Origin of the sequence: Candidatus Symbiopectobacterium endolongispinus, assembly GCF_018777385.1 — a bacterium.
Lineage (GTDB): Bacteria > Pseudomonadota > Gammaproteobacteria > Enterobacterales > Enterobacteriaceae > Symbiopectobacterium > Symbiopectobacterium endolongispinus.
This window is the reverse complement of sequence record NZ_JAFJYB010000003.1, coordinates 498,600-521,294: the sequence shown is the minus strand read 5'-3', so window position 1 is coordinate 521,294 and position 22,695 is coordinate 498,600. Positions and strand designations below refer to the sequence as shown.

The window sequence follows — 22,695 nt, the reverse complement described above, 5'->3', positions numbered from 1 at the left end:
TAAATTTCCCATCAAAACTCGCTTTCGCGATGGTTTTCGTAGTGTATGAATGTTGAAAAAGTGCAACAAAATCCCGGCTGGTCTAACCACGATTTTGTGCTATTTTGCGGTTTTCACCGCAAATAAATTCCGAGCTAATTAGATCATATACATGCCGCCGTTGACATGCAACGTCTCACCCGTAATATAACCAGCCTCATCGGAGGCCAAAAAAGCAACAGCACTGGCGATCTCTTTCGCTTCCCCAAGTCGGTTCGCAGGAACCTGGCTCAAAATGCCTGCACGTTGTTCTTCTGTCAATGCCTGCGTCATATCGGTTTCGATAAAACCTGGCGCAACCACATTGACAGTAATGCCACGTGAGGCCACTTCGCGCGCCAGCGACTTGCTAAAACCGATCAGGCCCGCTTTCGCTGCCGCATAGTTCGCTTGTCCGCCGTTCCCCATGGTTCCCACTACGGAGCCGATGGTGACGATACGGCCAAAGCGTTTTTTCATCATGGCACGTAACACCGCTTTTGACAGACGAAATACCGATGTCAGATTGGTGTCGATGATATCTTGCCATTCGTCGTCTTTCATTCGCATCAACAGGTTATCACGCGTAATACCTGCGTTGTTGACCAAAATGTCGATTTCACCGAAATCCGCACGAATCGCTGTCAATACCGCTTCAACGGACGCCTGATCGGCGACGTTGAGCATATACCCTTTGCCATTGGCACCCAACCACTCGCTGATGGCTTGCGCGCCATTTTCGCTGGTAGCGGTTCCCACCACGGTGGCACCGCGAGCCACCAGCGTTTCTGCTATCGCACGGCCAATACCGCGGCTTGCACCCGTTACCAGAGCAATTTTTCCTTCAAAGCTCATGGTACTCTCCGTTTTATTGTTCCAAGGCCTCAGACAGTGAAGCCGGATCGTTAACTGCCGCCGCACTCAGGGTGTCAACAATACGTTTTGTCAGCCCGGTCAACACTTTGCCTGGTCCCACTTCCAGCAAGCTCTCAACGCCTTGAGCCGCAACGTAGGAGACACACTCGGTCCAACGCACCGGGCTGTAAAGCTGTTTCACCAGCGCCGCACGAATGGCATCAGGATCGGTTTCGCTACGCGCATCAAAGTTGTTAACCACTGGAATGGCTGGCGTAGTAACTGTAATCGTTTTTAACGCCTCTGCCAGCTTTTCTGCCGCAGGCTTCATCAACGCGCAGTGGGAAGGCACGCTCACCGGCAGCGGCAACGCACGCTTGGCCCCGGCGGCTTTGCAAGCTACACCAGCACGCTCAACGGCTTCTTTGTTACCCGCAATCACCACCTGTCCCGGCGAGTTGAAATTCACCGGAGAAACCACTTGCCCATCGGCAAACGCTTCACAGGCAGCCGCAATAGCATCGTTATCCAAACCAATGATAGCGTACATCGCGCCCGTACCTTCCGGCACGGCTTCCTGCATCAGTTTGCCGCGCAGCTCAACCAGACGCACCGCTTCCTGAAAGTCCAGAGCACCGGCGCATACCAGTGCCGAATATTCACCCAGACTGTGGCCGGCCATCAGCGCGGGCTGTTTGCCGCCCTGCTGCTGCCACACCCGCCAAATCGCCACCGACGCCGTCAGCAGTGCCGGTTGGGTTTGCCAGGTTTTATTCAGTTCTTCCGCTGAGCCTTGTGCAGTGGACTGCCACAAGTCGTAACCCAATACCTCAGAAGCCTGGGCAAAGGTTTCTTGTACTACCGGGTACTGTGCTGCCAGTTCAGCCAACATGCCGACTGTCTGGGAACCTTGCCCCGGAAATACCATTGCAAATTGCGTCATATTAAACGTCCCGTTTGATCAAAAACGAACCAGCGCAGAACCCCAGGTGAACCCGCCACCAAAGGCTTCCAGCAGGATCAACTGACCGGGTTTTATCCGTCCATCGCGCACTGCTTCATCCAGCGCGCTGGGTACGGAAGCGGCCGACGTATTGCCATGGCGATCGAGTGTCACCACAACCTTGTCCATGCCCATACCCAATTTCTTCGCCGTGGCACTGATGATGCGCAGGTTAGCCTGATGCGGCACCAACCAGTCCAACTCGCTCTTATCGAGTTGTGCGGCATGCAGCGTTTCTTCAACGATATGCGCCAGTTCCGTCACGGCTACTTTGAACACTTCGTTGCCAGCCATGGTCAGATAGGCAGGTTGATCCTGATGCGCACGATCCTGATGAGGCAGCGTCAACAGGTGGCCATAGCGGCCATCTGCATGCAGGTGGGTTGACAAGATGCCTGGTTGTTCCGACTGGCCCAACACGACCGCGCCCGCGCCGTCACCGAACAGAATAATGGTACCGCGATCGGCAGGATCCAAAGTACGCGCCAGCGTATCTGAACCAATCACCAACGCGTAATCTACCGCGCCGTTTTTAATGTATTGATCGGCAATGCTGAGCGCATAGGTAAACCCTGCGCAAGCCGCGGCGACGTCAAAAGCGATAGTATCGCGGATCTCCAGCATCTGCTGAATCTGACAGGCGGCACTCGGAAATGCATGCGTAGAGGACGTGGTTGCAACAATCAGCAAGCCAATCTTGTCCTTATCGATGCCCGCCATCTCCAGCGCGTTCAGCGCTGCCTGATGTCCCATGGTCGCCACGTATTCATCCGGCCCGGCAATGCGGCGTTCACGGATACCGGTGCGCGTCACAATCCACTCATTGGAAGTGTCGACCAATTGTTCTAAATCAGCGTTCGTCCTGATTTGTTCAGGCAAAAAACTGCCCGTTCCGATTATTTTAGTATACATGTACGCTCAGTCACTCTTGGGTAATACAGTTTTCAGGCGCGCTGCAATCCTGTCGGGAAGTTGCCGCTGCACCGCCTGCATTGCCTGTTCGATAGCGACGGCAAACGCCCGTTGGTTTGCTGCGCCATGGCTTTTTATCACGGTGCCCCGCAGCCCTAACAGACATGCGCCATTATATTGATCAGGATTGAGACGACCGAACCGTTTCGCCAATCGCTTTTGGATAAAACGGCCGATCAACGTGAGCCTCCACGCTTGCTTCGCTTTACGTCCGACATCCGTCGACGACGATTTGAGCAGTGGCAGGAACATCCTTACCACGCCTTCCATCGTCTTCAATGTGACATTACCCACAAAGCCGTCACAGACCATCACGTCGGTTTTGCCCGTCAGTAACTCATTGCCTTCAAGATAACCAATATAGTTAATCGAGGGCGTATTCTTTAACTGCGCGGCCGCATCGCGAATCGCGGCCAGGCCTTTGGTCTCTTCTTCGCCGATGTTCAGCAGGGCAACGCGCGGATTGTGCAGCGACAGCACCTCTTCAGCCATCACTGAACCCATCACGGCAAACTGTACCAATTGCGCGCTGCCACACTCGACGTTGGCACCCAGATCCAGCACCACCGTTTTGCCCTGCTGCTGATGCGGCAACACCGTCACCAAAGCAGGACGATCAATACCTTCCAACGGCTTGAGCAACAGTTTCGCCAGTCCCATCAAGGCACCGGTATTTCCGGCACTCACGCACGCCTGTGCCCTACCCGTTTTAATCAGTTCCAGCGCAATGCGCATCGACGTACCACGACTGGCACGGATCGCCTGCGACGGACGCGCATCACTCGCAATAACCGATTCAGCCGGCACAATTTCCAACCGGGACAGTAAATCAGAATCGACTTTGGCGAGTAATGGATGAAGCGCGGCGGGATCGCCGACCAATAACAAGTGAAGACCCGGATTAGAAGCCAGTGCCTGCAATGCCGCAGGCACCGTTACGCAGGGACCGACGTCCCCGCCCATTGCATCTAACGCCAGTGTGAGGCGTGTCAAGGTATTGCCTTGCTAATAATTCGCGAGAATTATTTGGCAATAACCTTGCGACCGCGGTAGTAGCCATCCGCAGTGATGTGGTGACGCAGATGAGTTTCGCCAGAAACTTTGTCTACGGAAACAGAAGAGGTGGTCAGCGCATCGTGAGCACGACGCATACCACGTTTGGAACGGCTAGGTTTGTTCTGTTGTATGGCCATGGACCTTACTCCTTAATTACTTAAATTACTTACGCTTTAAACTGGCTAATACGGCAAACAGGTTCGGTTTCTCCACCTCTTCAGGCAGTTTACCGAACACAATGTCCACTTCGGACACTTCACAGTGTTCAGAATCATGTACCGGAGCGATGGGCAATACGAGAATAATCTCATCTTCAACCATCGCCAGCAAATCGACCTCGCCAAACTCATCGACATCGATTGGCTCATACGCTTCCGGCAAAGCCTCTGCCTGCTCGTCATTGACGACAGGTTAAACAAAATGTGGTGTGAATCTGATGTTCGAACGGCTTTTGGCAGCGCTGGCACATCAGCGTAACGGCCACTTGTGCACTGCTGTTAATCACCGCCAGGCGCTGATTATCGATATGAAACGATAAAGAGACCTGAACATCAAAGAGACCTGAACATCACTATCCACACTGACCACAGACTCGGCAACGCGTGCAACCGTGTAGACACCAACATAGTCTAAACGTTTTTGAGCCGTGCGAACCGCATCCAGGGTCAGGGGTAATTTTACCTTTTGCATAGGGTGCGCATATTAACGTCGTAACGACTTAGAGTCAAAGGAAAAGGCGGCGTTGCCTTACTATTTTATCAAGATTCGCGATCGCCCAGATTCGCTTTCTCAGCGGCGCACAGTGTAAAATGCCTTTTTTGATTACGCTACGGTTTATCGTAAAAATTATGTCTCAGATTGTGCTTGCCTCTACCTCTCCTTACCGTAAAAGTCTGCTCGCCAAGCTGGGACTGCCTTTTCAGTGTGCCAATCCCGATATCGATGAAACGCCACGTCCGCAAGAAAGCGCCGTCACGCTGGTTGAGCGATTGGCACGGGAAAAAGCGCAAGTGCTGGCTACTCGCTATCCTGCGCACCTGATTATCGGTGGCGACCAAGTCTGCGTGCTTAACGGTGTTATTACAGGAAAACCGCTAATTGCAGAAAAGGCAGCGCAGCAGTTGCGTCAGGCCAGCGGTAACCGCGTCACCTTTTATACCGGTTTGGCGCTGCTCAACAGCGCCAGTGGCGCGCTGCAATCGCAGGTCGAGCCCTTTGACGTGCATTTTCGTGCGCTGAGTGAGGAAGACATTGCGGCCTATCTGGCGCGAGAGCAGCCGTGGCACTGTGCAGGCAGTTTCAAAAGTGAAGGATTGGGGATTGCCCTGTTTGATAAACTTTCCGGACGCGACCTCAATACCTTGGTTGGCCTGCCACTTATTGCGCTGTGCGAGATGCTGCGCCATGAGGGCGTTAACCCATTAACACTGACCGGATTAGGGTAACCAGCACGCACCGCGTCACAGTCCATCTCGTTATCCTCGGCAAAAGCTGGGGATCCCTGTGAGAATAAACGCGTTTTTCCGCACGAGATTCCCGCCGTCGTGGGAATGACGGTTGGTGGCGGGAGTTACTGTTTTAGCTAGATTACCAAACATCACTGATGCTATTTCTGCTGCCGCAACACCTGTAAGCAGTGGCGTAATGCCCCATCAAGCGGCGCTTCGACACGCATCATCTCACCGGTGGCCGGATGCTCAAAGCTCAACGACTGCGCATGCAAGAACAAACGCGACAGCCCGGTAGCAGCCAGTTGCCGGTCAAATACTCTGTCGCCATAGCGATCGTCAAACGCGATAGGATGGCCTGCGTGCAGCGTATGTACGCGGATCTGATGGGTGCGCCCCGTCACCGGACTGGCGCGCACCAGCGTCGCCTGCTCAAAGCGCTCTTCCACTTTGAAACTGGTTTCTGATGGTTTCCCTTCGCTACTGACCCGCACTACGCGCTCGCCGCTTTGCAAAATATTCTTTAACAGCGGTGCCTGCACCACTTTGCAATGGGATTGCCACTGACCGCGTACCAGCGCCAGGTAATTTTTCTGCATGCCCTTGAGCCGCAGTTGTTCATGCAGCGCACGCAGCGCCGAACGTTTTTTTGCTACCAGCAATACGCCTGACGTATCACGATCGAGCCGGTGCACCAATTCCAGAAAGCGCGCTTCAGGTCGCAGCGCGCGCAACCCTTCGATGACACCGAAGCTCAGCCCGCTGCCGCCATGCACCGCCGTGCCGGAGGGTTTATTGAGCACGATCAAGCTGTCATCTTCATACAGAATGCAATCGGCTAACGCGGCCACCTTATCGAGACTGGCTGACACCACTGGTTCATCGCGTTCCGCTACGCGCACGGGAGGAACACGCACCACATCGCCATCCAGTAGATTATATTCCGGCTTAGTACGTTTTTTGTTCACGCGCACCTCGCCTTTACGCAAGATGCGATAAATCATGCTTTTCGGCACGCCTTTAAGCCGCGCCAGCAAAAAGTTGTCGATACGCTGCCCTGCTTCATCGGCAGAAACTGCGATAAATTGTACTGATGGATTCTCTGTTTTCATGATGCGCGATTCTAAATAGACCGTGCAGATAGCGCCACTCCTTTTTATGTGCTTAACTGTCTGTCAGGTACTTAATGGGCTGTTACCGAGATATTGGGTCAACTTATTGCCATCGAACGCGCGAACTTCAGTCATACTGCTCGCACATTTGATAAAAATCACGACAACAATCTTGTTGCACATCAGTAAAGTCACCTTGCTATAACAGTACCAGCAATGGAATAATGCTGTGGTTTTACCCGCCTATCTTCCTGAAACAGTGGAAAGGGCAAAATAGGTAAATTTGCCTGATAACGCATAAGCGCAGCAATGGCGTAAGACGTAATGCGTAATCAAGCAGTTAGCGGGCTGCGGATGGCAGCTTGGCCGGTAAATGGAATCAGATCTGGTGACCATTCTTCAGAAGCTGTTCCCTCAATAAATGTGCTGTTTTCCATCAGGAAATACAGGCTACCGAAATATGCGCCTCTATACAGGCGACAACCGGGAGGTTGACGTCCCTGCGATAAGCCACGAGGCCATCGGTGAACCCGGTCATTCAGCATCTTTGTCCGTAGCTCTATCAATGATGCAAGTAAAAATAACGAGTAAGTTAAGATGAAAAGAATGTTAATTAACGCGACTCAGCAAGAAGAGTTGCGTGTTGCTTTGGTTGATGGTCAACGGCTCTACGATCTGGATATTGAAAGCCCAGGCCATGAGCAGAAAAAAGCCAATATCTATAAAGGAAAAATCACCCGCATCGAACCCAGTCTTGAAGCTGCTTTTGTTGATTACGGCGCAGAAAGACATGGTTTCCTTCCGTTAAAAGAGATTGCTCGCGAATACTTCCCCAGTAACTATGCCTCCCACGGCCGTCCCAACATCAAAGATGTGTTGCGCGAAGGACAGGAAGTTATTGTTCAGGTTGACAAAGAAGAGCGTGGCAACAAGGGCGCGGCGCTGACTACCTTTATCAGCCTGGCGGGCAGCTATCTGGTGTTGATGCCGAACAACCCGCGCGCGGGTGGCATTTCTCGTCGCATTGAAGGCGACGATCGCACCGAATTGAAAGAAGCACTGAGCTCGCTCGAACTACCTGATGACATGGGGCTTATCGTGCGTACCGCTGGTGTCGGCAAATCTGCCGATGCGCTCCAGTGGGATCTGGCGTTCCGTCTGAAACACTGGGATGCCATCAAAAAAGCGGCAGAAGGTCGCCCTACCCCTTTCCTGATTCATCAGGAAAGCAATGTTATTGTTCGCGCATTCCGCGACTATTTACGCCAGGATATCGTTGAAATTCTTATCGATAACCCGAAAATCCTCGACCTTGCCAAAGAGCATATTTCTGCCCTGGGTCGTCCAGATTTCAGCAGCAAAATCAAATTGTACAGCGGTGAAATTCCGCTGTTCAGCCACTATCAGATCGAATCGCAGATTGAATCCGCTTTCCAGCGTGAAGTGCGCTTGCCTTCTGGCGGCTCGATTGTCATAGATACCACAGAAGCATTGACGGCGATCGATATCAACTCGGCCCGCGCAACACGCGGCGGTGATATCGAAGAAACCGCCTTCAACATCAACCTCGAAGCGGCTGATGAAATCGCCCGCCAATTGCGTCTGCGTGACCTCGGTGGCTTGATTGTTATCGACTTTATCGACATGATCCCGGTTCGCCACCAGCGCGAAGTGGAAAACCGCCTGCGTGATGCTGTTCGTCAGGATCGCGCCCGTATTCAGATTGGTCGCATCTCTTGCTTCGGCCTGCTGGAAATGTCTCGTCAACGGTTGAGCCCGTCGCTCGGTGAATCCAGCCATCACGTCTGTCCGCGCTGTAGCGGGACGGGCGCTATCCGTGATAACGAATCCCTGTCGCTCTCTATCCTGCGTTTGATTGAAGAAGAAGCGCTGAAAGAGAACACCCGGGAAGTTCACGCTATCGTACCGGTGCCTATCGCGTCTTACCTGCTGAACGAAAAACGCGAAGCCGTGAATGCCATTGAGAAACGTCAGGGTGGCGTTCGTGCCGTTATCGTGCCGCACGATGGTATGCAAACGCCGCACTACCACGTTCTGCGTGTGCGTAAAGGTGAAGAAAAGACCACGCTCAGCTATCTGCTGCCGCAGCGTCTTGATGCAGAGGCACAACAAGTTCAGGAAGAGCAATCTCTGGGGCGCAAGATTCCTGAGCAACCGGCCTTGGCCACGTTCACCATGCCTGACCTGCCTGAATCGCCAGTAATCACACCGAAACCAGCGGCAAAAACAGCGCCGGAGCAAGTTTCTGCGCCTGCAACGCCTGGGCTGTTTGGCCGTCTGTTCGGCGCGTTGAAAAACATGTTCGCCAGCGCGGAAAGCCAACCGGAAAGCGCCAACACGCAAGAAACCGCCTCGACGGAGCAACGGCAAGAGCGTCGTTCCGGTCGTCGTCAAGGATCGGGCAACCGTCGCGATCGTAATCAACGTGATGGCGCGCGTGACGGCCGTGATGGTAACAAAAAAAGCCGTGACAGTAACCGCGAATCACGGGATGAGAACCGTCGCAATAAACGTCAGAACGCGCCAGCGGTGACAGAATCTGCCGTTCCTGTTGAAGAAGCGGTAGAAAAAGCACCACGTGACGATCAGCAACGTCGTGAACAACGTGCAGAGCGTCAACGTCGTCGTCAGGATGAAAAACGTCAGGCCCAGCAAGATGTTAAAGCCCTGAACCGTGATGAAGGAAGCGCACAGGATGAGAGTGAACAGGAGAAACCGACGCCGGTAATGCCGCGCCGTCAGCGCCGCCAGTTAACACAGAAAGTGCGTATCATTGACGGTGACGCAGCACACGCTGAAAGCCAGGTTGAAGCATCAACATCCCCTGCACCGGTAGCAGAACACGCGCTGCCACTGTTGACGGATGCCGTGACAAACGCGCCTGCGGAGACCGAAGCCAACGCAGAGCAGACAGAGGCGGGCCGTAGTGATGCCAATATGCCACGCCGCTCGCGCCGTTCACCGCGTCATCTGCGCGTGAGTGGTCAACGTCGTCGTCGCTATCGTGATGAGCGTTATCCGACACAATCGCCGATGCCGTTGGCGCAGGCTTCTGCTTCGCCGGAGATGGCATCCGGTAAAGTGTGGGTCCGCTATCCGGTGGCTGCATTGACACAAAACGACGAACAGTCGACTGAGCTGGCACCAACTGTCGAAGCACCCATTGAGGCACTGCCAGTCATTGCTGCACTTGACGAGCAAGCACAGCCTGTTGCAACACCTGCAACGGACATCGTCATTGCACCACTCGTAGACGACACGGTTAGTCCTGCGCCGATCGCAGTTGAAAATGTCGCACAAGACTCGGTCGAAGCACCTGTTACCGTTGAACAGACCGAAGTCCCTGAGGCGGTCGTAACAACAGAACCCGTTGAGGTTGCTGATGCAGAAGTGACTGAGCCTGTCGCTAGCACGGAAACCGCCTCAGAGCAAAGCGCAGTTGTCGAGGAACAGCCGGTGGTAACACCAGCGGCACCCGCAGCAAGCGCTGAGCAGGCACCTGTTGAAGCCGTTGAGGAATACCCCGCAGTAGCGTCGGTTCCTCAGGCAACAGAAAAAACCGCACCAGCGGTTGCTGAAGTTGAAACGACTGGAGTCGAAACAGCTGAAACGGCCGTGACAGCAGCCGACGCGATTGAGACCGTTGCACCCATTGCAGCTGTCGAACCTGCGCCCGTGGTTGCCGAGCCTTCTGTTGCGACCACGACTCGTACGGTACAACCGTTACGCAGCACGGCTAAACAACAGCACTCTGCCTCCGCACCGATGACCAAAGCGCCTGCTCCAGCCTACGAGGCGGAAGCACCGCGCCACAGCGATTGGGTACGCCCGACCACCGAGTTCGCCGGTAAAGGCAGCGCGGGTGGTCACTCTGCCGTCAACCACGCGACCGCAGCAGCAGCAAAACCCGCCGCGTTTGAGTAAATACGCCATCCAGGCACAAAAAACCCCTCTTCCAGAGGGGGCTGTATGGCCGTTTTGAAGGTTCCATCACCGCCCCTGGACGTTACAACACCAGTCGACTGGATAACTACCGCGCCAATGGCGAAGTGAACATTCCATTGGAACAATCGGTTGAGCAGACGCTGACGCTGGGTACCGAATGGAACCGCGAACAGTTAAATGACCCAGCATCCAGCGGATACAAAGGTGAATCACAGGATACCCTACCCGGCACCAAAGTGATTTCCGGTTTGCATTTTGATTATCATAGCCGCTTTGGCAGCAACTACAGTCCCAGCTTTAACCTGCAACAGGAACTGGGTGAGATGTTCAGCCTGAAAGCCGGTATTGCACGCGTGTTTAAAGCACCTAACCTGTACTAGTCATCGGCCGGTTACCTGCTTTATTCGCGCGGTAACGGTTGCCCGATAAATATCTCTAACGGCGGCTGCTACCTGCTCGGGAATCCGGATCTGAAACCGGAAACCAGCATCAACAAAGAAATCGGATTGGAGTTTAATCACGCGGGCTATCAAAATTTACCGAATGGTCTTTCTTCGCGCACCATCGGCAGTTACGCCGTCTGGGGGGCGGGCGCAAGCTATCAGGTGAATAAAAACCTGCGCGTCAACGGCGGCATCAGCAACCTGTTTGATAAACGCCTGTACCGCGCCGCAGATGGGGCTTCCACCTACAACGAACCGGGTCGAGCCTACTATCTGGGCGTAACGACATCGTTCTAACCTTTTACGCTTAGGGCGCGAAACAGTGCGCCCATTCACAGCAATCATCACAACTGGGGGAGCGGCACACCAGCTCCCCCTCACTGTGCAGACAACGTTGTCGGTAGAAGAATTTTTTCCAGCGCATATTGTTCACATTGAGTGCCACCAACGACGGAAAGCAGTCCGCCATCAATTCCAGCAGTTCAGCCCGTGAGTCCAGCCCCAAATCTTGCCACAAGTGATTAACCCCCCAGCGAAGCGCTGGCAATGATACGGTGCAGCGGTACTGCATCGTCCACCAGATGCTCAAACAGCCAATTGGCAAGCTGGTCACACTCTGCTTTTCGGTGCGACTGCAACTCGGTTAACAGTATCAATCGCTGTTGATGCGCAGGCGTAAGCGACGCAGCCGACCAGCGCATCTGCGCCAGCAAGGCACGCCAGGCCGCCGTGGATAACCCCATATGGTAAGGAAAGCTGGCGGCCCCCGATTCATACTGCGCTAACAACCGGCGTAGCCAGTAATGCGCTTGCGTCATCAGGCCGCTCCTTGCGCCTTCGGTTCTACAGCAGGCAGTGCTTGCCGAGCTTGCCACCAATCGGCGAGCACCTCGGTCACATTTTGCCAGGCACCTTCCACACAGGGCTGAATGCCACGTTGTTCCAGCTGCTGCCAGGGGCCATAGCCGATGCGGGCACAAAATACCGCCTGTACATCTGCCAGCAATTCCAGCAGTCGCGCCATGCGATCGCCATTTTCCTCCAGTGGGCTCTCTGCGCTGCCATGGCAGTATTGCGGCGTAAACCGCTCATTGACCCGAATTACCCCAGCCGCCGACAGGCTGTATATCTGGAAGCGTCACACATGCACAAAATGCTGGTCAATCACATCGCCCTGTGATGACGCCACAGCCACCAAACAGGCGTCCGGCTCCTCGGATTCACCGTGCGTCGCAATGCTGGCATGCAACTGCGCACGCTGATGCATCAACGGCGTGTAGGGCTGCGGCGTGCTAGGCAGCGCCGACAGCGGGAACTGCTGGCTGCGATCCTCGCCCAGCATACCGACTGCGTCGGCACGACACTGTTGGCAATGTGGCATTTGCGGCATCGCCTGACCACAGAGAGCCCGCACGCGTGCCATGCATTCCGCATCCGGCTCTGGCTGCCCTTGCAGACCGAATACCGTGCCGTGTTCAGGACGCGCAATCAGCAGCATAATGTTGTGCAAAAAAAAGCGCCCCACTCACGGGCCTTTTCACTGACGGCCAGCATCGAAGTCTCGTTAATATCCGGGATCAGCACAGAGTTAATCTTGACCAATATCCCACTCTCGGTCAGACGGCGAATGCCCTCCTCCTGACGCGCCAACAGTATTCTGCCCGCCTCTTCGCCGGTGTAGCGTTCGCCGTCTAGCCATATCTAGGCATAGATCTGCGCAGCGATGGCGGGTTCCAGCGTGTTGAGCGTAACGGTGACGTGATCGACGCCAACGTCCAACAGACGCTCCACCGCGTCTGGCAGCAGCAAGCCGTTGGTGGACAGGCACAATTTCACATCTGGCAATTGCTCGCGCAGTTGCGTCAAGGTGTTAAAGGTGCGCGTCATATTGGCCAGCGGATCGCCCGGCCCGGCAATGCCGACCACCGACAGTTGCGGTATCGCCGCTGCCACCTGGCGCGCTTGCGCCACCGCTTGCTCTGGCGTGAGCAGCGTCGATACCACCCCAGACCGCGATTCGTTGCTGCAATAATACTTACGGTTACAGTAGTTGTATTGCAGGTTGCAGGCTGGAGCGACGGCCAGATGCATCCGTGCGTAACGATGATGACCACTCACCGAATAACAAGGATGGTGTGCGGCTTTGCTGGCCTGCAACGGCGTCAACCCGTTAAATTGAGATGTCCGGCAGCCTGCGGCGCCGGATCCGGAAGGACATGCTGTCATAAGAGTGCCTACGGTTACGGAATCCTGCTTAGGCAGGTGCAAACGCCGTACCGCATGGAGATTCGATAAAAAATGTATATAAACATAGAGATAGAGTATTTTTCCGTACCTGGCATTTGTCAGGATTGTTGCAGTGGCGCGACAATGTCCCTAATCCCACAATCCCGACAATGTGCGTATGTTATTGGTGTGGTGTTCGGGGCAGTGATACCTGAACAAGGTCGTTTTCTTCAATGTTTTGGTTGTTGTCGCATAAAAAATAACGCAGAGGTGGGTGAGCGGCGTGAGGTTGCTGACAAACCGCCCTACTCCCACCATCATTCCCTGAAGGCGGGAATCTCTTGCCGAAGAAACATGTTTATCCTTACAGAGATCCCCGGCTTACGCCGAGGATGACGAGGGGGAAAGTGACTTTGTCAGCAGTCTGACGTAGCGAAAGGCCAAGGGTCACGGGGTGATGGCGTTTAAACACCCCGTGTCGGGCGCGAGCGATGCAAGATGCAAATAACCTCATTAGTTAACGCGTACGAAACATCAACGGTACGTACAATAATAGGTATCTTATATGCACAGCAGATCTCCTGCAAAAAGCCCTATAGCCGATGCATATTGATATCAAGCGTCTGGATACGGTAGGCCACCTGGCGCGGTGTCATACCAAGCAGCCGTGCCGCTTTAGCCTGCACCCAGCCGGTTTTCTCCAGCGCAGCAATCAGCCGCTGCCGTTCATCGAGCGATTGATCCAGCCAGCTCTCTTCGTGTACGTGGGCTGCCGCGCTCGCCTTGGGAGCCGCATCGCTATGATTGAATAGAATGGCGTCCCTATCAATCAGTCCACTTTCTGACATCACGGCGGAGCGCTTCAGGCAGTTTTCCAGTTCGCGCACGTTACCCGGCCAGCTATAGCTCATCAGCAAGCGAATTGCGCCATCGCTGATACGCAGCGCACGGCCTTGATGCTGCCCGATTTTGCGTACCAGAAAGTGTGCCAGTTCGGCGATATCCTCCTGACTTTCGCGCAGCAGCGGGAGCGCCAGCGGCATCACATTCAGACGATAGTACAGATCCTCGCGAAAATGGCCGGCACGCACCTCTTCCTCCAGATTGCGGTTGGTCGCGGCGATTATGCGCACATTCACCCGCAGCGTTTCATCGCCACCAACCCGTTCCATTTCACCTTCCTGCAAGATACGCAGCAGTTTGGCCTGAAACGAGGCGCTGCTTTCGCCAATTTTATCAAGAAACAGCGTACCACCATCCGCCAGTTCAAACCGACCTTTACGCTGACGCACCGCACCGGTGAATGCGCCTTTTTCATGGCCGAACAGTTCGCTTTACAACAGGTTATCAGGCAAGGCAGCGCAGTTGGATTTCACAAAGGGTGCAGCAGCACGCGGCGAATGGTGATGAATGGCGTTAGCCACCAGTTCCTTGCCAGTACCGCTTTCTCCCTGCACCAATACCGTCGTGTCCCAACGCGAGACCTGACGGATAATCTCCATGGTTTGGCGCATTGCGGCACTTTTCCAGACCATATTTTCAAACCCGAACGGACGCGGGGCGGCACAGACCGGAGCGCGTTCGGCGGGGCTTGGCGCTTCCGCCACCGGGCGCGCAGGCTGCATTAGCCGCACCGTCTTCGCCACCATATTGGCGACCGTTTCCAAAAAGCGCGTGCAGGCTGGAAGTGTTCTTCATAGTGGGCCATCGGTTGGGCCGCCAATACGCCGATAGGTTGGGTCTCCACCCCAAACAGGGGCACTGCAATAAACGGCAGGTTGTAGTCGTACAGGCCAAGGCGATCGAGAAAGCGTTGGTCATCAGCCACCCGTAGCAACACTAGCGGTTGGTGCTGTGATAACACAGTGCCCACCAAGCCTTCGCCCGACAGGTAACGCACCTGACTACCGCTGGCGATTAACTGTTCATCCGCTTGGTGCAGCGCTTCCACCGTCAGCACCGCACGTTGCGTATCATAAAGGCAGATCATGCCATGTTGCATAAAGGCATCGTCATGCAATATACGCAGCGCGGATTGCAGCACCTCACGCACGCTGGTGGCGCGAGTCATTTTGCACCTCCAGTCAAAACCGCAGAGAGGGGAAAGCGGAGCGTAAGGCAAGTGCCCACTGCCGGACGCGATGTCAGATCGATAGCGCCCTGACGGTGCGCTACCAGCGTTTGTATCAAGCGCAGCTCCATGCCTTTACCCGGAGTGCTGATGGTTGCCGTTGCCGCTGCCGCTGCGGCATAGTGCACCTGCATCAGAGGGACGTTGTCTTCAATATAGAGTGATAGCCAGCCGCCCTCCTCCTGGGCATAGATCTGCACCGCCAGTGAAAAGGGAAGGGTCTCAGCGGGCACTATCTCTGTCGACAATGCCAGCGTGCGATAGAGCCATAAACTGAGGCAGGCCAGCACCTGTGTTCGCTGACCAAATCCGGTCAGTTGCGGCGATACCAACACGCAGTGCAAAGCGTTAAAACGGGTGTGATAAAGCGCACAGAGATCGTCCAGCAACGCTTTGACTGGCCATTCACCGGCCGTCTCAAACGCCAATGATGGCCGGCAGGCCTGTAAGCGCGCCACAGCTTCTTCGCCCTCATGCCAGGCCGATTCCAATGCCACATTGCTGCGATCCTCACCGTTAAGACGCCGTGCTGCCGCCAACATATTAAGCGGACAGTTAAGCTGTACCAGCGCCGCATCCAACGATTCACGGATCGCCGCCAGCAGCGTGCCGCTGGTGATCTGCTGCTTTAATCGGTCGAGTTGGCCTTGCTGTTGCTGCTCCGTACAATCGGTGATCACAATCAGCGTGCGCGGCAATGCGCTGTCGGTAAAATAGCGGCTGGCCTCCTCATTGACCCCCGGCAGCGCCCAGATGCCCAACGCAAGCCAGCGCGTCATGCCACGCACCGATACCGGTTGCGGCCTCCCGTCACGCAGCGCCGCTTTATTATTGTGGTAATCCAGCACCGCCAGCAGTTCCTGCCCACCACAATCGGCACACAGGGTTTTGTAGGCCAGGTTATCCATGATCACGCGGTCGTTTTCATTCACCACCACCGCGGCGGGAATATTGTTCAGCACCGCCGTGGTTAACGTCATGTGGTTATGCAGCCGTTGTTCGAGAGTATAGCGGGCGCTGATGTCCTTGTGCATGGCCAGATAGTGTTCCAGCTCCCCTTGCGAATTCACAATGGGGGTGATGTCGATATCCGCCAAATACATGCTGCCATCGCCGCGTCGGTTAATCAGTTGACCGCGCCAAGCTTCCCCTTGCAGCAGGGTGTGCCACATCTCCTGATAGACCTCACGCGGCGTCTGCTGGCTCGCCAGCACGCGGTGATTCTCCTCTAACAGTTGCGACAGTAAAAACCCCGTCAAGCAACTAAAAGACCGGGTTGGTGTATACAATGCGTGCCTACGGATCCGTTAAGGAAATGGCCACCGACGATTGCTCCACCACGGTAGAAAACAACGCCTGGTGTTGGCGCGATAAATGGCTGGCAATCTCCCCCAGTGGGAAAGACTACGTCATCAGGTTCATGGTCATGGCTTATCCTTACAACAACCGACGCCGTTATGTCAGGTTCGCAACAATTTGTGCCACGATCCGACAACCTTTTCCGGCCTGCTACCGGTGCTAATAGCCATGCAAACAATGCACCTTTTATTCATTAACTCGCCTGAACATTGATCCTGATGCGGGTTTTTTCGCCATTTCACACATCGGCGGCGTTTTACCAGGCTTATTGCCCTGTTTTCTCGGATGGCATCACCATCAGAATGGTCACTAATAGTGCAATATTGCGCCATAAATGTGCAAATTATCGCCAATCAATCTCCATAAAAAGCTGGCACGATCTTCGCACCCTGATAGTCACCAGAATGTGCGGATACCCACCTCCAATATTCCACTTTCACCGGGTCAGTCAGGAGCATGTTATGGCGAACATTGGTATTTTTTGGCACCGATACCGGTAAAACACGCAAGATAGCCAAGTTGATTCATCAAAAACTGGGCGATGCGGCAGACGCACCGGTCAATATCAATCGGACCACGCTGGACAGTTTTCTGTCCTATCCCGTGCTGCTGCTCGGCACGCCAACGCTGGGGCAAGGACAGCTACCGGGTATGGATGCCGGGTGCGAAGGCGAGTCCTGGCAGGAGTTTATTGACGGATTATCCGGCATGGAACTAACAGACAAAACCGTTGCACTGTTCGGTCTGGGCGATCAGGTCGGCTACCCGGACAATTTTGTCAGCGGCATGAAAGCGTTGTATGACGCCGTGACCGATCGCGGAGCCCGTGTGGTCGGTGCCTGACCGAGTGCCGGATACGATTTTAATACCTCTGCCGCACTGATTGACGACAAGTTTGTCGGGTTAGTCTTGGATCAGGATAACCAGTACGATCTGACCGAGGAACGGTTGGACAGCTGGCTTGAGCAGATAAAAACTGCATTGGCCGCCTGATGCGGTTATCGACCACAAGGTGTGTTTCTCCACGACGAAATGCACCTTGCCTTTTTTAGCGTAGCTGCATTTTCCGCTTTCCCCTTCAAGCACTTCGTCATAGTCTTGGTGCTCACCGAGATGATTACCCCGCAAGAGAACAATCATGCCTATCACTGTCAGCCCTATCACGGCTGATACCTGTCTGCCGCTGCGTCAAAAAGAGCTGTGGCCCGATCGCCCTCTCGATTTTCTGCGTATGGAAGGTGATTAGCAGGCTCAACATTACGGGCTCTACCTGGATGATGCACTTGTAAGTTGTCTTTCCGTTTTCCCGCTCGCAAATATGGCCCGGCAAATACGCAAATTCGCCACAGATGCCGCTTTTCAGCGCCAGGGATATGGCAGCAGGCTGTTAACTCAGGTGTTAGAGAAGCTCCAGGCGGAAAGCATCAATGACATCATGTTGAACGCCCGACTCACCGCCACAGAATTTTATGTGCGTTTTGGCTTTCAGGTGGCTGGCGAGGTGTGCCACAAAGAAGGCATCGCCTATGTGAAAATGACGAAAACGCGATAGCTACGCATCGGCCAGGCTACGCAGCCACACTCGTTGCTGCTGCTTTTGTCGCTGGTGCAGCGGGTGTTGATAGACTTTCGGCAATGCTTCTTCCCGAGCTAGCGGTGTTTCAGGTCGAACCGCTTCACATAGCAACAGATGCCAAGCGAGATCGGTCGCCACGGGCTCGCTCAATGCGCCCGGCGGCAGTACAAACAACGCCTGTTCCAGCGGCGCAAACAGCAAACCGCGACTGACCAAGCCCAATACACCGCCTTGCATCGCGGTCGGACACTGGGAGTAACGCTCCGCCAGCGCGGCAAAGGTTTCTCCCTCACGAGAGAGTTTGTCCCGCAGCGTCAGGATTTGCGCTTTCACCGCCTGCTGATCTACCGCAGAAAACCCGGCTTCGCCGAGCTCAGCCGCTAACGCATCGGTTACGGCAGCGGTCAAGACGTCAGAGAGCGTCGACCGATGTTGCAATGCGGCGTCCTCCACGGCCTGTTCCAAGCGTAACTGCTACGCCAGTTGCCGTTCCAACGCACGCTGACGCTCAGGAGACAGTGTATCAGGTGCCCGGTTCCACAACTTTTGCGCCAGTTGCCACCGGCTGAAGCGCTGCCAGGCTAACATCAGGATGTCTCCTCACACAGTTCCAGCGCGCTGGAGGGCACCTGAAACCAGCGTTCACCAAACACCACGGTGTAGTACTCGCCGCGTTCCCCCTGATCGGTCGCCTGAACCTGCCCTTGCTGACCCGCACTGACTACCGGCAGGCCGTTTACCGCCAGTGCGGGCAGGCAAATGACCAAGTCGCCGTATTGAAATTCGCCACGGTACCAGGGGGCATCTGCGGCGATCAGTTCCTGTGCGCGACAGCCGACAATCCTGTCCATCTCAAGAAAATGTACTTGATAGATCAGTTGATCCTGTAGAAAAGTGCCCCATTCGCGCACATAGCCTATGCTGCCACGCCGCACCAGCAGCTCACCGCGTTTTAGACCCGCCACCGTGCCATCATTGCGCAGCGGGCGCACCACGCGCACCGCATCACCAAATTCGAAGCGCGTCATCATGATGGCGCTCCCGGCTGTTTGTTCTGGTAGCTCTCGGCCAGCAGACGGCGAGCCAGTTGCCAATCGGCATCCGGTGCCAGTTCCAGCGAATTACGCAGCGGCACCGCTGCGCGCAGGCGGCGATGAAACTCGCTGAGCACCGTCAGGTTGCACGCTTGAAGCTCCTGCGTTTCATAAGGTACGGAGAAAAACCTGAAAAAAGACTCGGCGCTGTCCAGCGTTTCAACGCCGGGCATTTGGTAGAACCATTCCATCGTCCCGCCTCCCCGGTAACAGAGTGCTGTCGCACAGCGACTGGAACATGTCCAGCAGTTCATAATCCAGCGGATTACGCTTGGTACTTTCGGCAAACTCGCGCACAGCGGTTAATAGCGCCGTGGTCTGCGCCACATCAGGCTGATAGCCGAGCCGGGCAAAAATGCCCTCGACGGCCTGCCGTCCTGAGTGCTTACCCAACACCAGCCGATATTCACGCCCCAGCAGCGACGGTTCAATTTCCTGGTAGCTGCCGCTGTCCTGCAACAGCGCCGCGACGTGAACCCCTGACTCATGGGTAAACACCTGCTCGCCGACCAGCGGTTGCTGCTTATCGATCATACGCTGCGCAGCGTTCGCCACCCGTTGGCACAGTGCGGGCAACAGCGGAAAATGGATGCCACTGTCATATCCCAGACAGCGCTCCAGCGCCACCGTTTCCAACGCTGCATTTCCCGCGCGCTCGCCAAGCCCTAACACCGTGGTGTTAACATGCGTCGCCCCGGCGTTGACCGCCGCTAGCGTGTTTGCCGTTGCCATCCCCAAATCGTTATGGGCGTGCATTTCGATTTGCCCTGCCCAGACTTGTCGCAAGGCGCTGATGCGGGTGAAGGTGGTAAAAGGATCGAGCACGCCCAGCGTATCGGCGAAGCGCAAGCAGCGTGGCTAAGGTTTCATCGCTGGCGCGAGAAGCATCCCCACACCCCAGGCAGACGCGCAACCCCTGCCGACGCGCCAGCTCGATCAATTGGCAAAGTTGCGGCAACAAGGCGTCAAGCGGTTGGCGCAACTTCTGCTGGCGTAATCGATAGGAAGCCGGAATGGAAATATCCACCCAGTTCATGCCCAAATAAGCACTTTGCTGAATTTCTTGCGCATTCATCCGGCACCAGGTCATCATCACGGTTTCCGGCAAACGACGGCGGATCACCGACATGCGCACCCGCTCATCGCCGCCCATCGCAGGCGTACCGACTTCCAACTCTTTAACTCCGGCCTCCACCAGCGCTTGCGCAATCGCCAGCTTTTCGCTGGCGCGAAATGCCACGCCGGGGCTCTGCTCCCCATCACGCAACGTGGTGTCATTAATCCTGACCGTGCCGTTGAGCGTCATATCCGCCATGTTCTCTCCCCTGTATCAGCCGTAGGCCGGTGCAAAATCACCCGCCGTCGCATGCGGTTTTCCCTGCTGCCAATAGGGTGAGAGCGTGCGCAGCCGTTCAACGATCGGCGGCAACGCGTCGATCACCCGATCAATCTCTTTTTCACGGGTATAGCGCGACAACGAGAAGCGGATGCGACCATGAGCCGCAGTGTAAGGAATGTTCATAGCGCGCATCACATGGGAAGGCTCCAGCGAACCCGATGTGCAGGCGCTGCCGCTGGAAGCAGCTATCCCGGCGTGGTTGAGCAGCAGCAGGATGGCTTCGCCTTCGATAAACTCAAAGGCAATATTGAGCGTGTTAGGGATACGCGGTTGCTCCCCACCCATCACCATCACGTTTGGGATGATCTGGATCAACCAGTGTTGTAAGCGGTCACGTAGCGGGACCACCGCCGCTGTCATCATGGGCAAGTGCACTTCTGCCAATTCGCAGGCGCTACCCATCCCGACAATACCGGCAATATTCTTCGTGCTAACACGACGCCCGCGCTCCTGATGCCCGCCACGCAGCAAGGGGCGGAAGCGGGTAGAACGTTTCAGATAGAGACAGCCAACGCCTTTCGGCCCGTGTATCTTATGCGCTGAACACGAGAGCATATCGATCTCGCTGCTGGAGAGCACAATCGGGATTTTCCCGACCGCCTGAACCGCATCACAATGAAACGGCGCACCGTGCTCATGGGCCAGCGTGGCCATCTCACGCACCGGAAACAGCACCCCGGTTTCATTATTCGCCCACATCACCGTGACCAGCGCCACGCGGTCGCTCAACAAGGCACAGTACTGCGCCATATCCAGCTCGCCCTGCACCGACACGCCCAGGCGATGGATGATATACCCCTGACGCTCCAGGTGCTCACACACTTCCAGCGTCGCCGGGTGCTCTACCGCCGTGGTAATGATTTCACGCCGCTTGGCATCAAGCGCGACAGCGGAGTGAATCGCCGTAGACGTTGCCTCAGTGGCGCAGGAGGTAAATATAATTTCGCTGTCGTGGCGCGCGCCGAGCAGGCTGGCAACCTGCTGCCGCGCCCGCTCTAGCGCCCCGCGACAGGGCGTACCGAAATCGTGAATTGACGACGGGTTGCCGTAATAATCCGTCAGGAAGGGCATCATGGCTTCCAGCACCATGGGATCGAGACGGGTAGTGGCGTTATTATCCAGATAGATATTTTTCATGTTCGCTGCCTCACTGAATACGCAGTCAGCTCACGCGGCCTGTGCCACAACCACTTCCATATAGCGCCCGGTGCGCTCCACCAGTTTTTGTTGCAACCAGGTCAGCGTCATATCCGTCATCATGCAGCCGCTACAGCTTCCTGATAGGCTGACCGTGACCTGATGTCCACTGACGTTGAGCAACGTCATATCACCGCCATCCGCCTGAATATGTGGGCACAACTCCGCCACCGCGTCCGCCACCTGACGCCATTGGGGGTCTTTAACATCCACCGCTGTGGCGACTGCCGCCACAGGAGCGGCATCTCGCTCAGCCAGCAGCGCTTCCAAGGTTAGTTCGATTTTTTCATGGCAAGCCGTGCACCCGCCGCCCGCTTTGGTGTAATTGATTACCTCTTGCAGCGTGGTCAACCCGTTGGTCATCACCGCGCGACGAATCTGCCCTTCATCCACGGCAAAGCATTTGCAAATCAGAGCGCCTTCTTCATGATCGTCGTCCAGCGTTTCACCACGGTATTGCGCAATGGCAGCGCGCAAGGCCTCTTGCCCCATCACCTAGCAGTGCATTTTTTCCGGTGGCAAGCCATCAAGATAGTCCGCAATCTGTTGGTTGGTCACCTGCTCGGCTTGCTGCAGGGTGCGGCCAATGATCAGTTCGGTCAGCGCCGACGAAGAGGCAATAGCGCTGCCACAACCAAAGGTTTGGAAGCCAGCCTCCAAAATGGTTTCGGTTACCGGGTCTACCCGTAGCATCAGCCGCAAGGCATCGCCACAGCTCAGCGATCCAACATCACCAATCGCGTTCGCCTGCTCCACCACGCGGGCATTGCGCGGATTAAAAAAATGGTCTTTCACTTTCTCGGAATAGTTCCACATGCTCTTTGCTCCCTAGGGGTGACG

Annotated in this window: 15 protein-coding genes and 9 pseudogenes; 5 read left to right on the top strand and 19 right to left on the bottom strand. The window is 55.4% G+C overall.

What is annotated here, in order from left to right:
* Nucleotides 1-138: 138 nt before the first annotated feature.
* The 6 genes and pseudogenes from fabG to yceD all read right to left on the bottom strand — a co-directional run bounded on the left by fabG (nucleotide 139) and on the right by yceD (nucleotide 4,594).
* On the bottom strand, nucleotides 139-873 hold the full coding sequence (fabG, locus tag JZM30_RS14105) for a 3-oxoacyl-ACP reductase FabG (RefSeq protein ID WP_252319469.1): 735 nt from the start codon (nucleotides 871-873) through the stop codon (nucleotides 139-141).
* 13 nt (nucleotides 874-886) lie between these two features.
* A complete protein-coding gene (gene fabD, locus JZM30_RS14100; RefSeq protein WP_252319467.1) occupies nucleotides 887-1,816 on the bottom strand; it encodes an ACP S-malonyltransferase in 930 nt (309 codons plus the stop codon).
* An 18-nt stretch (nucleotides 1,817-1,834) separates the two neighbouring features.
* Nucleotides 1,835-2,788 carry a beta-ketoacyl-ACP synthase III gene (locus JZM30_RS14095; protein ID WP_252319465.1) on the bottom strand — a complete coding sequence of 318 codons (954 nt, stop codon included), beginning with the start codon at nucleotides 2,786-2,788 and terminating at the stop codon, nucleotides 1,835-1,837.
* Between the two features lie 6 nt (nucleotides 2,789-2,794).
* Complete coding sequence (plsX, locus tag JZM30_RS14090; RefSeq protein WP_252319463.1) at nucleotides 2,795-3,841, bottom strand: phosphate acyltransferase PlsX; 1,047 nt, start codon at nucleotides 3,839-3,841, stop codon at nucleotides 2,795-2,797.
* 29 nt (nucleotides 3,842-3,870) lie between these two features.
* Nucleotides 3,871-4,041 (bottom strand): 50S ribosomal protein L32, encoded by a 171-nt coding sequence (gene rpmF, locus JZM30_RS14085; RefSeq protein WP_252319461.1) that lies wholly within the window; start codon nucleotides 4,039-4,041, stop codon nucleotides 3,871-3,873.
* Nucleotides 4,042-4,066: 25 nt separating this feature from the next.
* Nucleotides 4,067-4,594 (bottom strand): annotated as a pseudogene (gene yceD / locus JZM30_RS14080) (23S rRNA accumulation protein YceD).
* Nucleotides 4,595-4,752: 158 nt separating this feature from the next.
* Here yceD and JZM30_RS14075 point away from each other — a divergent pair.
* Complete coding sequence (locus JZM30_RS14075; RefSeq protein WP_252319459.1) at nucleotides 4,753-5,349, top strand: Maf family protein; 597 nt, start codon at nucleotides 4,753-4,755, stop codon at nucleotides 5,347-5,349.
* Nucleotides 5,350-5,510: 161 nt separating this feature from the next.
* On the opposite strand, the gene rluC is transcribed toward JZM30_RS14075, so the two are convergent.
* Complete coding sequence (gene rluC / locus JZM30_RS14070; RefSeq protein WP_252319458.1) at nucleotides 5,511-6,464, bottom strand: 23S rRNA pseudouridine(955/2504/2580) synthase RluC; 954 nt, start codon at nucleotides 6,462-6,464, stop codon at nucleotides 5,511-5,513.
* 597 nt (nucleotides 6,465-7,061) lie between these two features.
* Between rluC and rne the strand changes: the two genes are divergently transcribed.
* On the top strand, nucleotides 7,062-10,409 hold the full coding sequence (gene rne, locus JZM30_RS14065) for a ribonuclease E (RefSeq protein WP_252319457.1): 3,348 nt from the start codon (nucleotides 7,062-7,064) through the stop codon (nucleotides 10,407-10,409).
* A 38-nt stretch (nucleotides 10,410-10,447) separates the two neighbouring features.
* Nucleotides 10,448-11,170 (top strand): annotated as a pseudogene (locus JZM30_RS14060) (TonB-dependent receptor domain-containing protein); the annotation flags it as partial.
* Nucleotides 11,171-11,180: 10 nt separating this feature from the next.
* On the opposite strand, the gene JZM30_RS23990 reads toward JZM30_RS14060, so the two are convergent.
* The 5 genes and pseudogenes from JZM30_RS23990 to JZM30_RS14040 form a co-directional block, all read right to left on the bottom strand.
* On the bottom strand, nucleotides 11,181-11,390 hold the full coding sequence (locus tag JZM30_RS23990; protein WP_308167164.1) for a nitrogen fixation protein NifQ: 210 nt from the start codon (nucleotides 11,388-11,390) through the stop codon (nucleotides 11,181-11,183).
* A 4-nt stretch (nucleotides 11,391-11,394) separates the two neighbouring features.
* A complete protein-coding gene (locus JZM30_RS23985; protein ID WP_308167163.1) occupies nucleotides 11,395-11,691 on the bottom strand; it encodes a nitrogen fixation protein NifQ in 297 nt (98 codons plus the stop codon).
* Nucleotides 11,691-13,099, bottom strand: a pseudogene (gene nifB / locus JZM30_RS14050) (nitrogenase cofactor biosynthesis protein NifB). The gene JZM30_RS23985 and the pseudogene nifB overlap by 1 nt, the downstream one beginning before the upstream one ends.
* A gap of 593 nt (nucleotides 13,100-13,692) precedes the next feature.
* Nucleotides 13,693-15,170: pseudogene (gene nifA / locus JZM30_RS14045) on the bottom strand (nif-specific transcriptional activator NifA); the annotation flags it as partial.
* Nucleotides 15,167-16,625, bottom strand: a pseudogene (locus JZM30_RS14040) (PAS domain S-box protein). The pseudogenes JZM30_RS14040 and nifA, both read right to left, overlap by 4 nt.
* Nucleotides 16,626-17,050: 425 nt before the next feature.
* On the opposite strand from JZM30_RS14040, the pseudogene JZM30_RS14035 reads away from it, so the two are divergent.
* Nucleotides 17,051-17,582: pseudogene (locus JZM30_RS14035) on the top strand (flavodoxin).
* Here the strand turns inward: JZM30_RS14035 and JZM30_RS14030 are convergent.
* Nucleotides 17,493-17,729, bottom strand: coding sequence for a hypothetical protein (locus tag JZM30_RS14030; RefSeq protein WP_252319695.1), 237 nt, complete (start codon nucleotides 17,727-17,729; stop codon nucleotides 17,493-17,495). The pseudogene JZM30_RS14035 and the gene JZM30_RS14030 overlap by 90 nt on opposite strands.
* A 124-nt stretch (nucleotides 17,730-17,853) precedes the next feature.
* On the opposite strand from JZM30_RS14030, the pseudogene JZM30_RS14025 reads away from it, so the two are divergent.
* Nucleotides 17,854-18,141 (top strand): annotated as a pseudogene (locus JZM30_RS14025) (GNAT family N-acetyltransferase); the annotation flags it as partial.
* Here the strand turns inward: JZM30_RS14025 and JZM30_RS14020 are convergent.
* The 6 genes and pseudogenes from JZM30_RS14020 to nifU form a co-directional block, all read right to left on the bottom strand.
* Nucleotides 18,142-18,630 (bottom strand): peptidylprolyl isomerase, encoded by a 489-nt coding sequence (locus JZM30_RS14020; protein ID WP_252319456.1) that lies wholly within the window; start codon nucleotides 18,628-18,630, stop codon nucleotides 18,142-18,144.
* Nucleotides 18,631-18,752: 122 nt separating this feature from the next.
* Complete coding sequence (locus JZM30_RS14015) at nucleotides 18,753-19,196, bottom strand: nitrogen fixation protein NifZ (protein ID WP_252319455.1); 444 nt, start codon at nucleotides 19,194-19,196, stop codon at nucleotides 18,753-18,755.
* A complete protein-coding gene (locus tag JZM30_RS14010; protein ID WP_252319454.1) occupies nucleotides 19,193-19,450 on the bottom strand; it encodes a nitrogenase-stabilizing/protective protein NifW in 258 nt (85 codons plus the stop codon). The genes JZM30_RS14015 and JZM30_RS14010 overlap by 4 nt, the downstream gene beginning before the upstream one ends.
* Nucleotides 19,419-20,565: pseudogene (gene nifV / locus JZM30_RS14005) on the bottom strand (homocitrate synthase). Before nifV ends, JZM30_RS14010 begins: the two are co-directional and overlap by 32 nt.
* Before the next feature lie 24 nt (nucleotides 20,566-20,589).
* Entirely contained in the window at nucleotides 20,590-21,795 is a 1,206-nt protein-coding gene (gene nifS, locus JZM30_RS14000) for a cysteine desulfurase NifS (RefSeq protein WP_252319453.1), read from the bottom strand.
* Between the two features lie 30 nt (nucleotides 21,796-21,825).
* Nucleotides 21,826-22,671: pseudogene (nifU, locus tag JZM30_RS13995) on the bottom strand (Fe-S cluster assembly protein NifU).
* Nucleotides 22,672-22,695: the final 24 nt, after the last annotated feature.

What these genes read in the sequence shown, in the direction of transcription:
- rluC (WP_252319458.1), bottom strand. Translation starts at nt 6,464, where the DNA reads ATGAAAACAGAGAATCCATCAGTACAATTTATCGCAGTTTCTGCCGAT.
- rpmF (WP_252319461.1), bottom strand. Translation starts at nt 4,041, where the DNA reads ATGGCCATACAACAGAACAAACCTAGCCGTTCCAAACGTGGTATGCGT.
- JZM30_RS14075 (WP_252319459.1), top strand. Translation starts at nt 4,753, where the DNA reads ATGTCTCAGATTGTGCTTGCCTCTACCTCTCCTTACCGTAAAAGTCTG.
- fabG (WP_252319469.1), bottom strand. Translation starts at nt 873, where the DNA reads ATGAGCTTTGAAGGAAAAATTGCTCTGGTAACGGGTGCAAGCCGCGGT.
- JZM30_RS14095 (WP_252319465.1), bottom strand. Translation starts at nt 2,788, where the DNA reads ATGTATACTAAAATAATCGGAACGGGCAGTTTTTTGCCTGAACAAATC.
- JZM30_RS14010 (WP_252319454.1), bottom strand. Translation starts at nt 19,450, where the DNA reads ATGGAATGGTTCTACCAAATGCCCGGCGTTGAAACGCTGGACAGCGCC.
- rne (WP_252319457.1), top strand. Translation starts at nt 7,062, where the DNA reads ATGAAAAGAATGTTAATTAACGCGACTCAGCAAGAAGAGTTGCGTGTT.
- JZM30_RS23985 (WP_308167163.1), bottom strand. Translation starts at nt 11,691, where the DNA reads ATGACGCAAGCGCATTACTGGCTACGCCGGTTGTTAGCGCAGTATGAA.
- JZM30_RS14030 (WP_252319695.1), bottom strand. Translation starts at nt 17,729, where the DNA reads ATGATTGTTCTCTTGCGGGGTAATCATCTCGGTGAGCACCAAGACTAT.
- JZM30_RS14015 (WP_252319455.1), bottom strand. Translation starts at nt 19,196, where the DNA reads ATGATGACGCGCTTCGAATTTGGTGATGCGGTGCGCGTGGTGCGCCCG.
- nifS (WP_252319453.1), bottom strand. Translation starts at nt 21,795, where the DNA reads ATGAAAAATATCTATCTGGATAATAACGCCACTACCCGTCTCGATCCC.
- fabD (WP_252319467.1), bottom strand. Translation starts at nt 1,816, where the DNA reads ATGACGCAATTTGCAATGGTATTTCCGGGGCAAGGTTCCCAGACAGTC.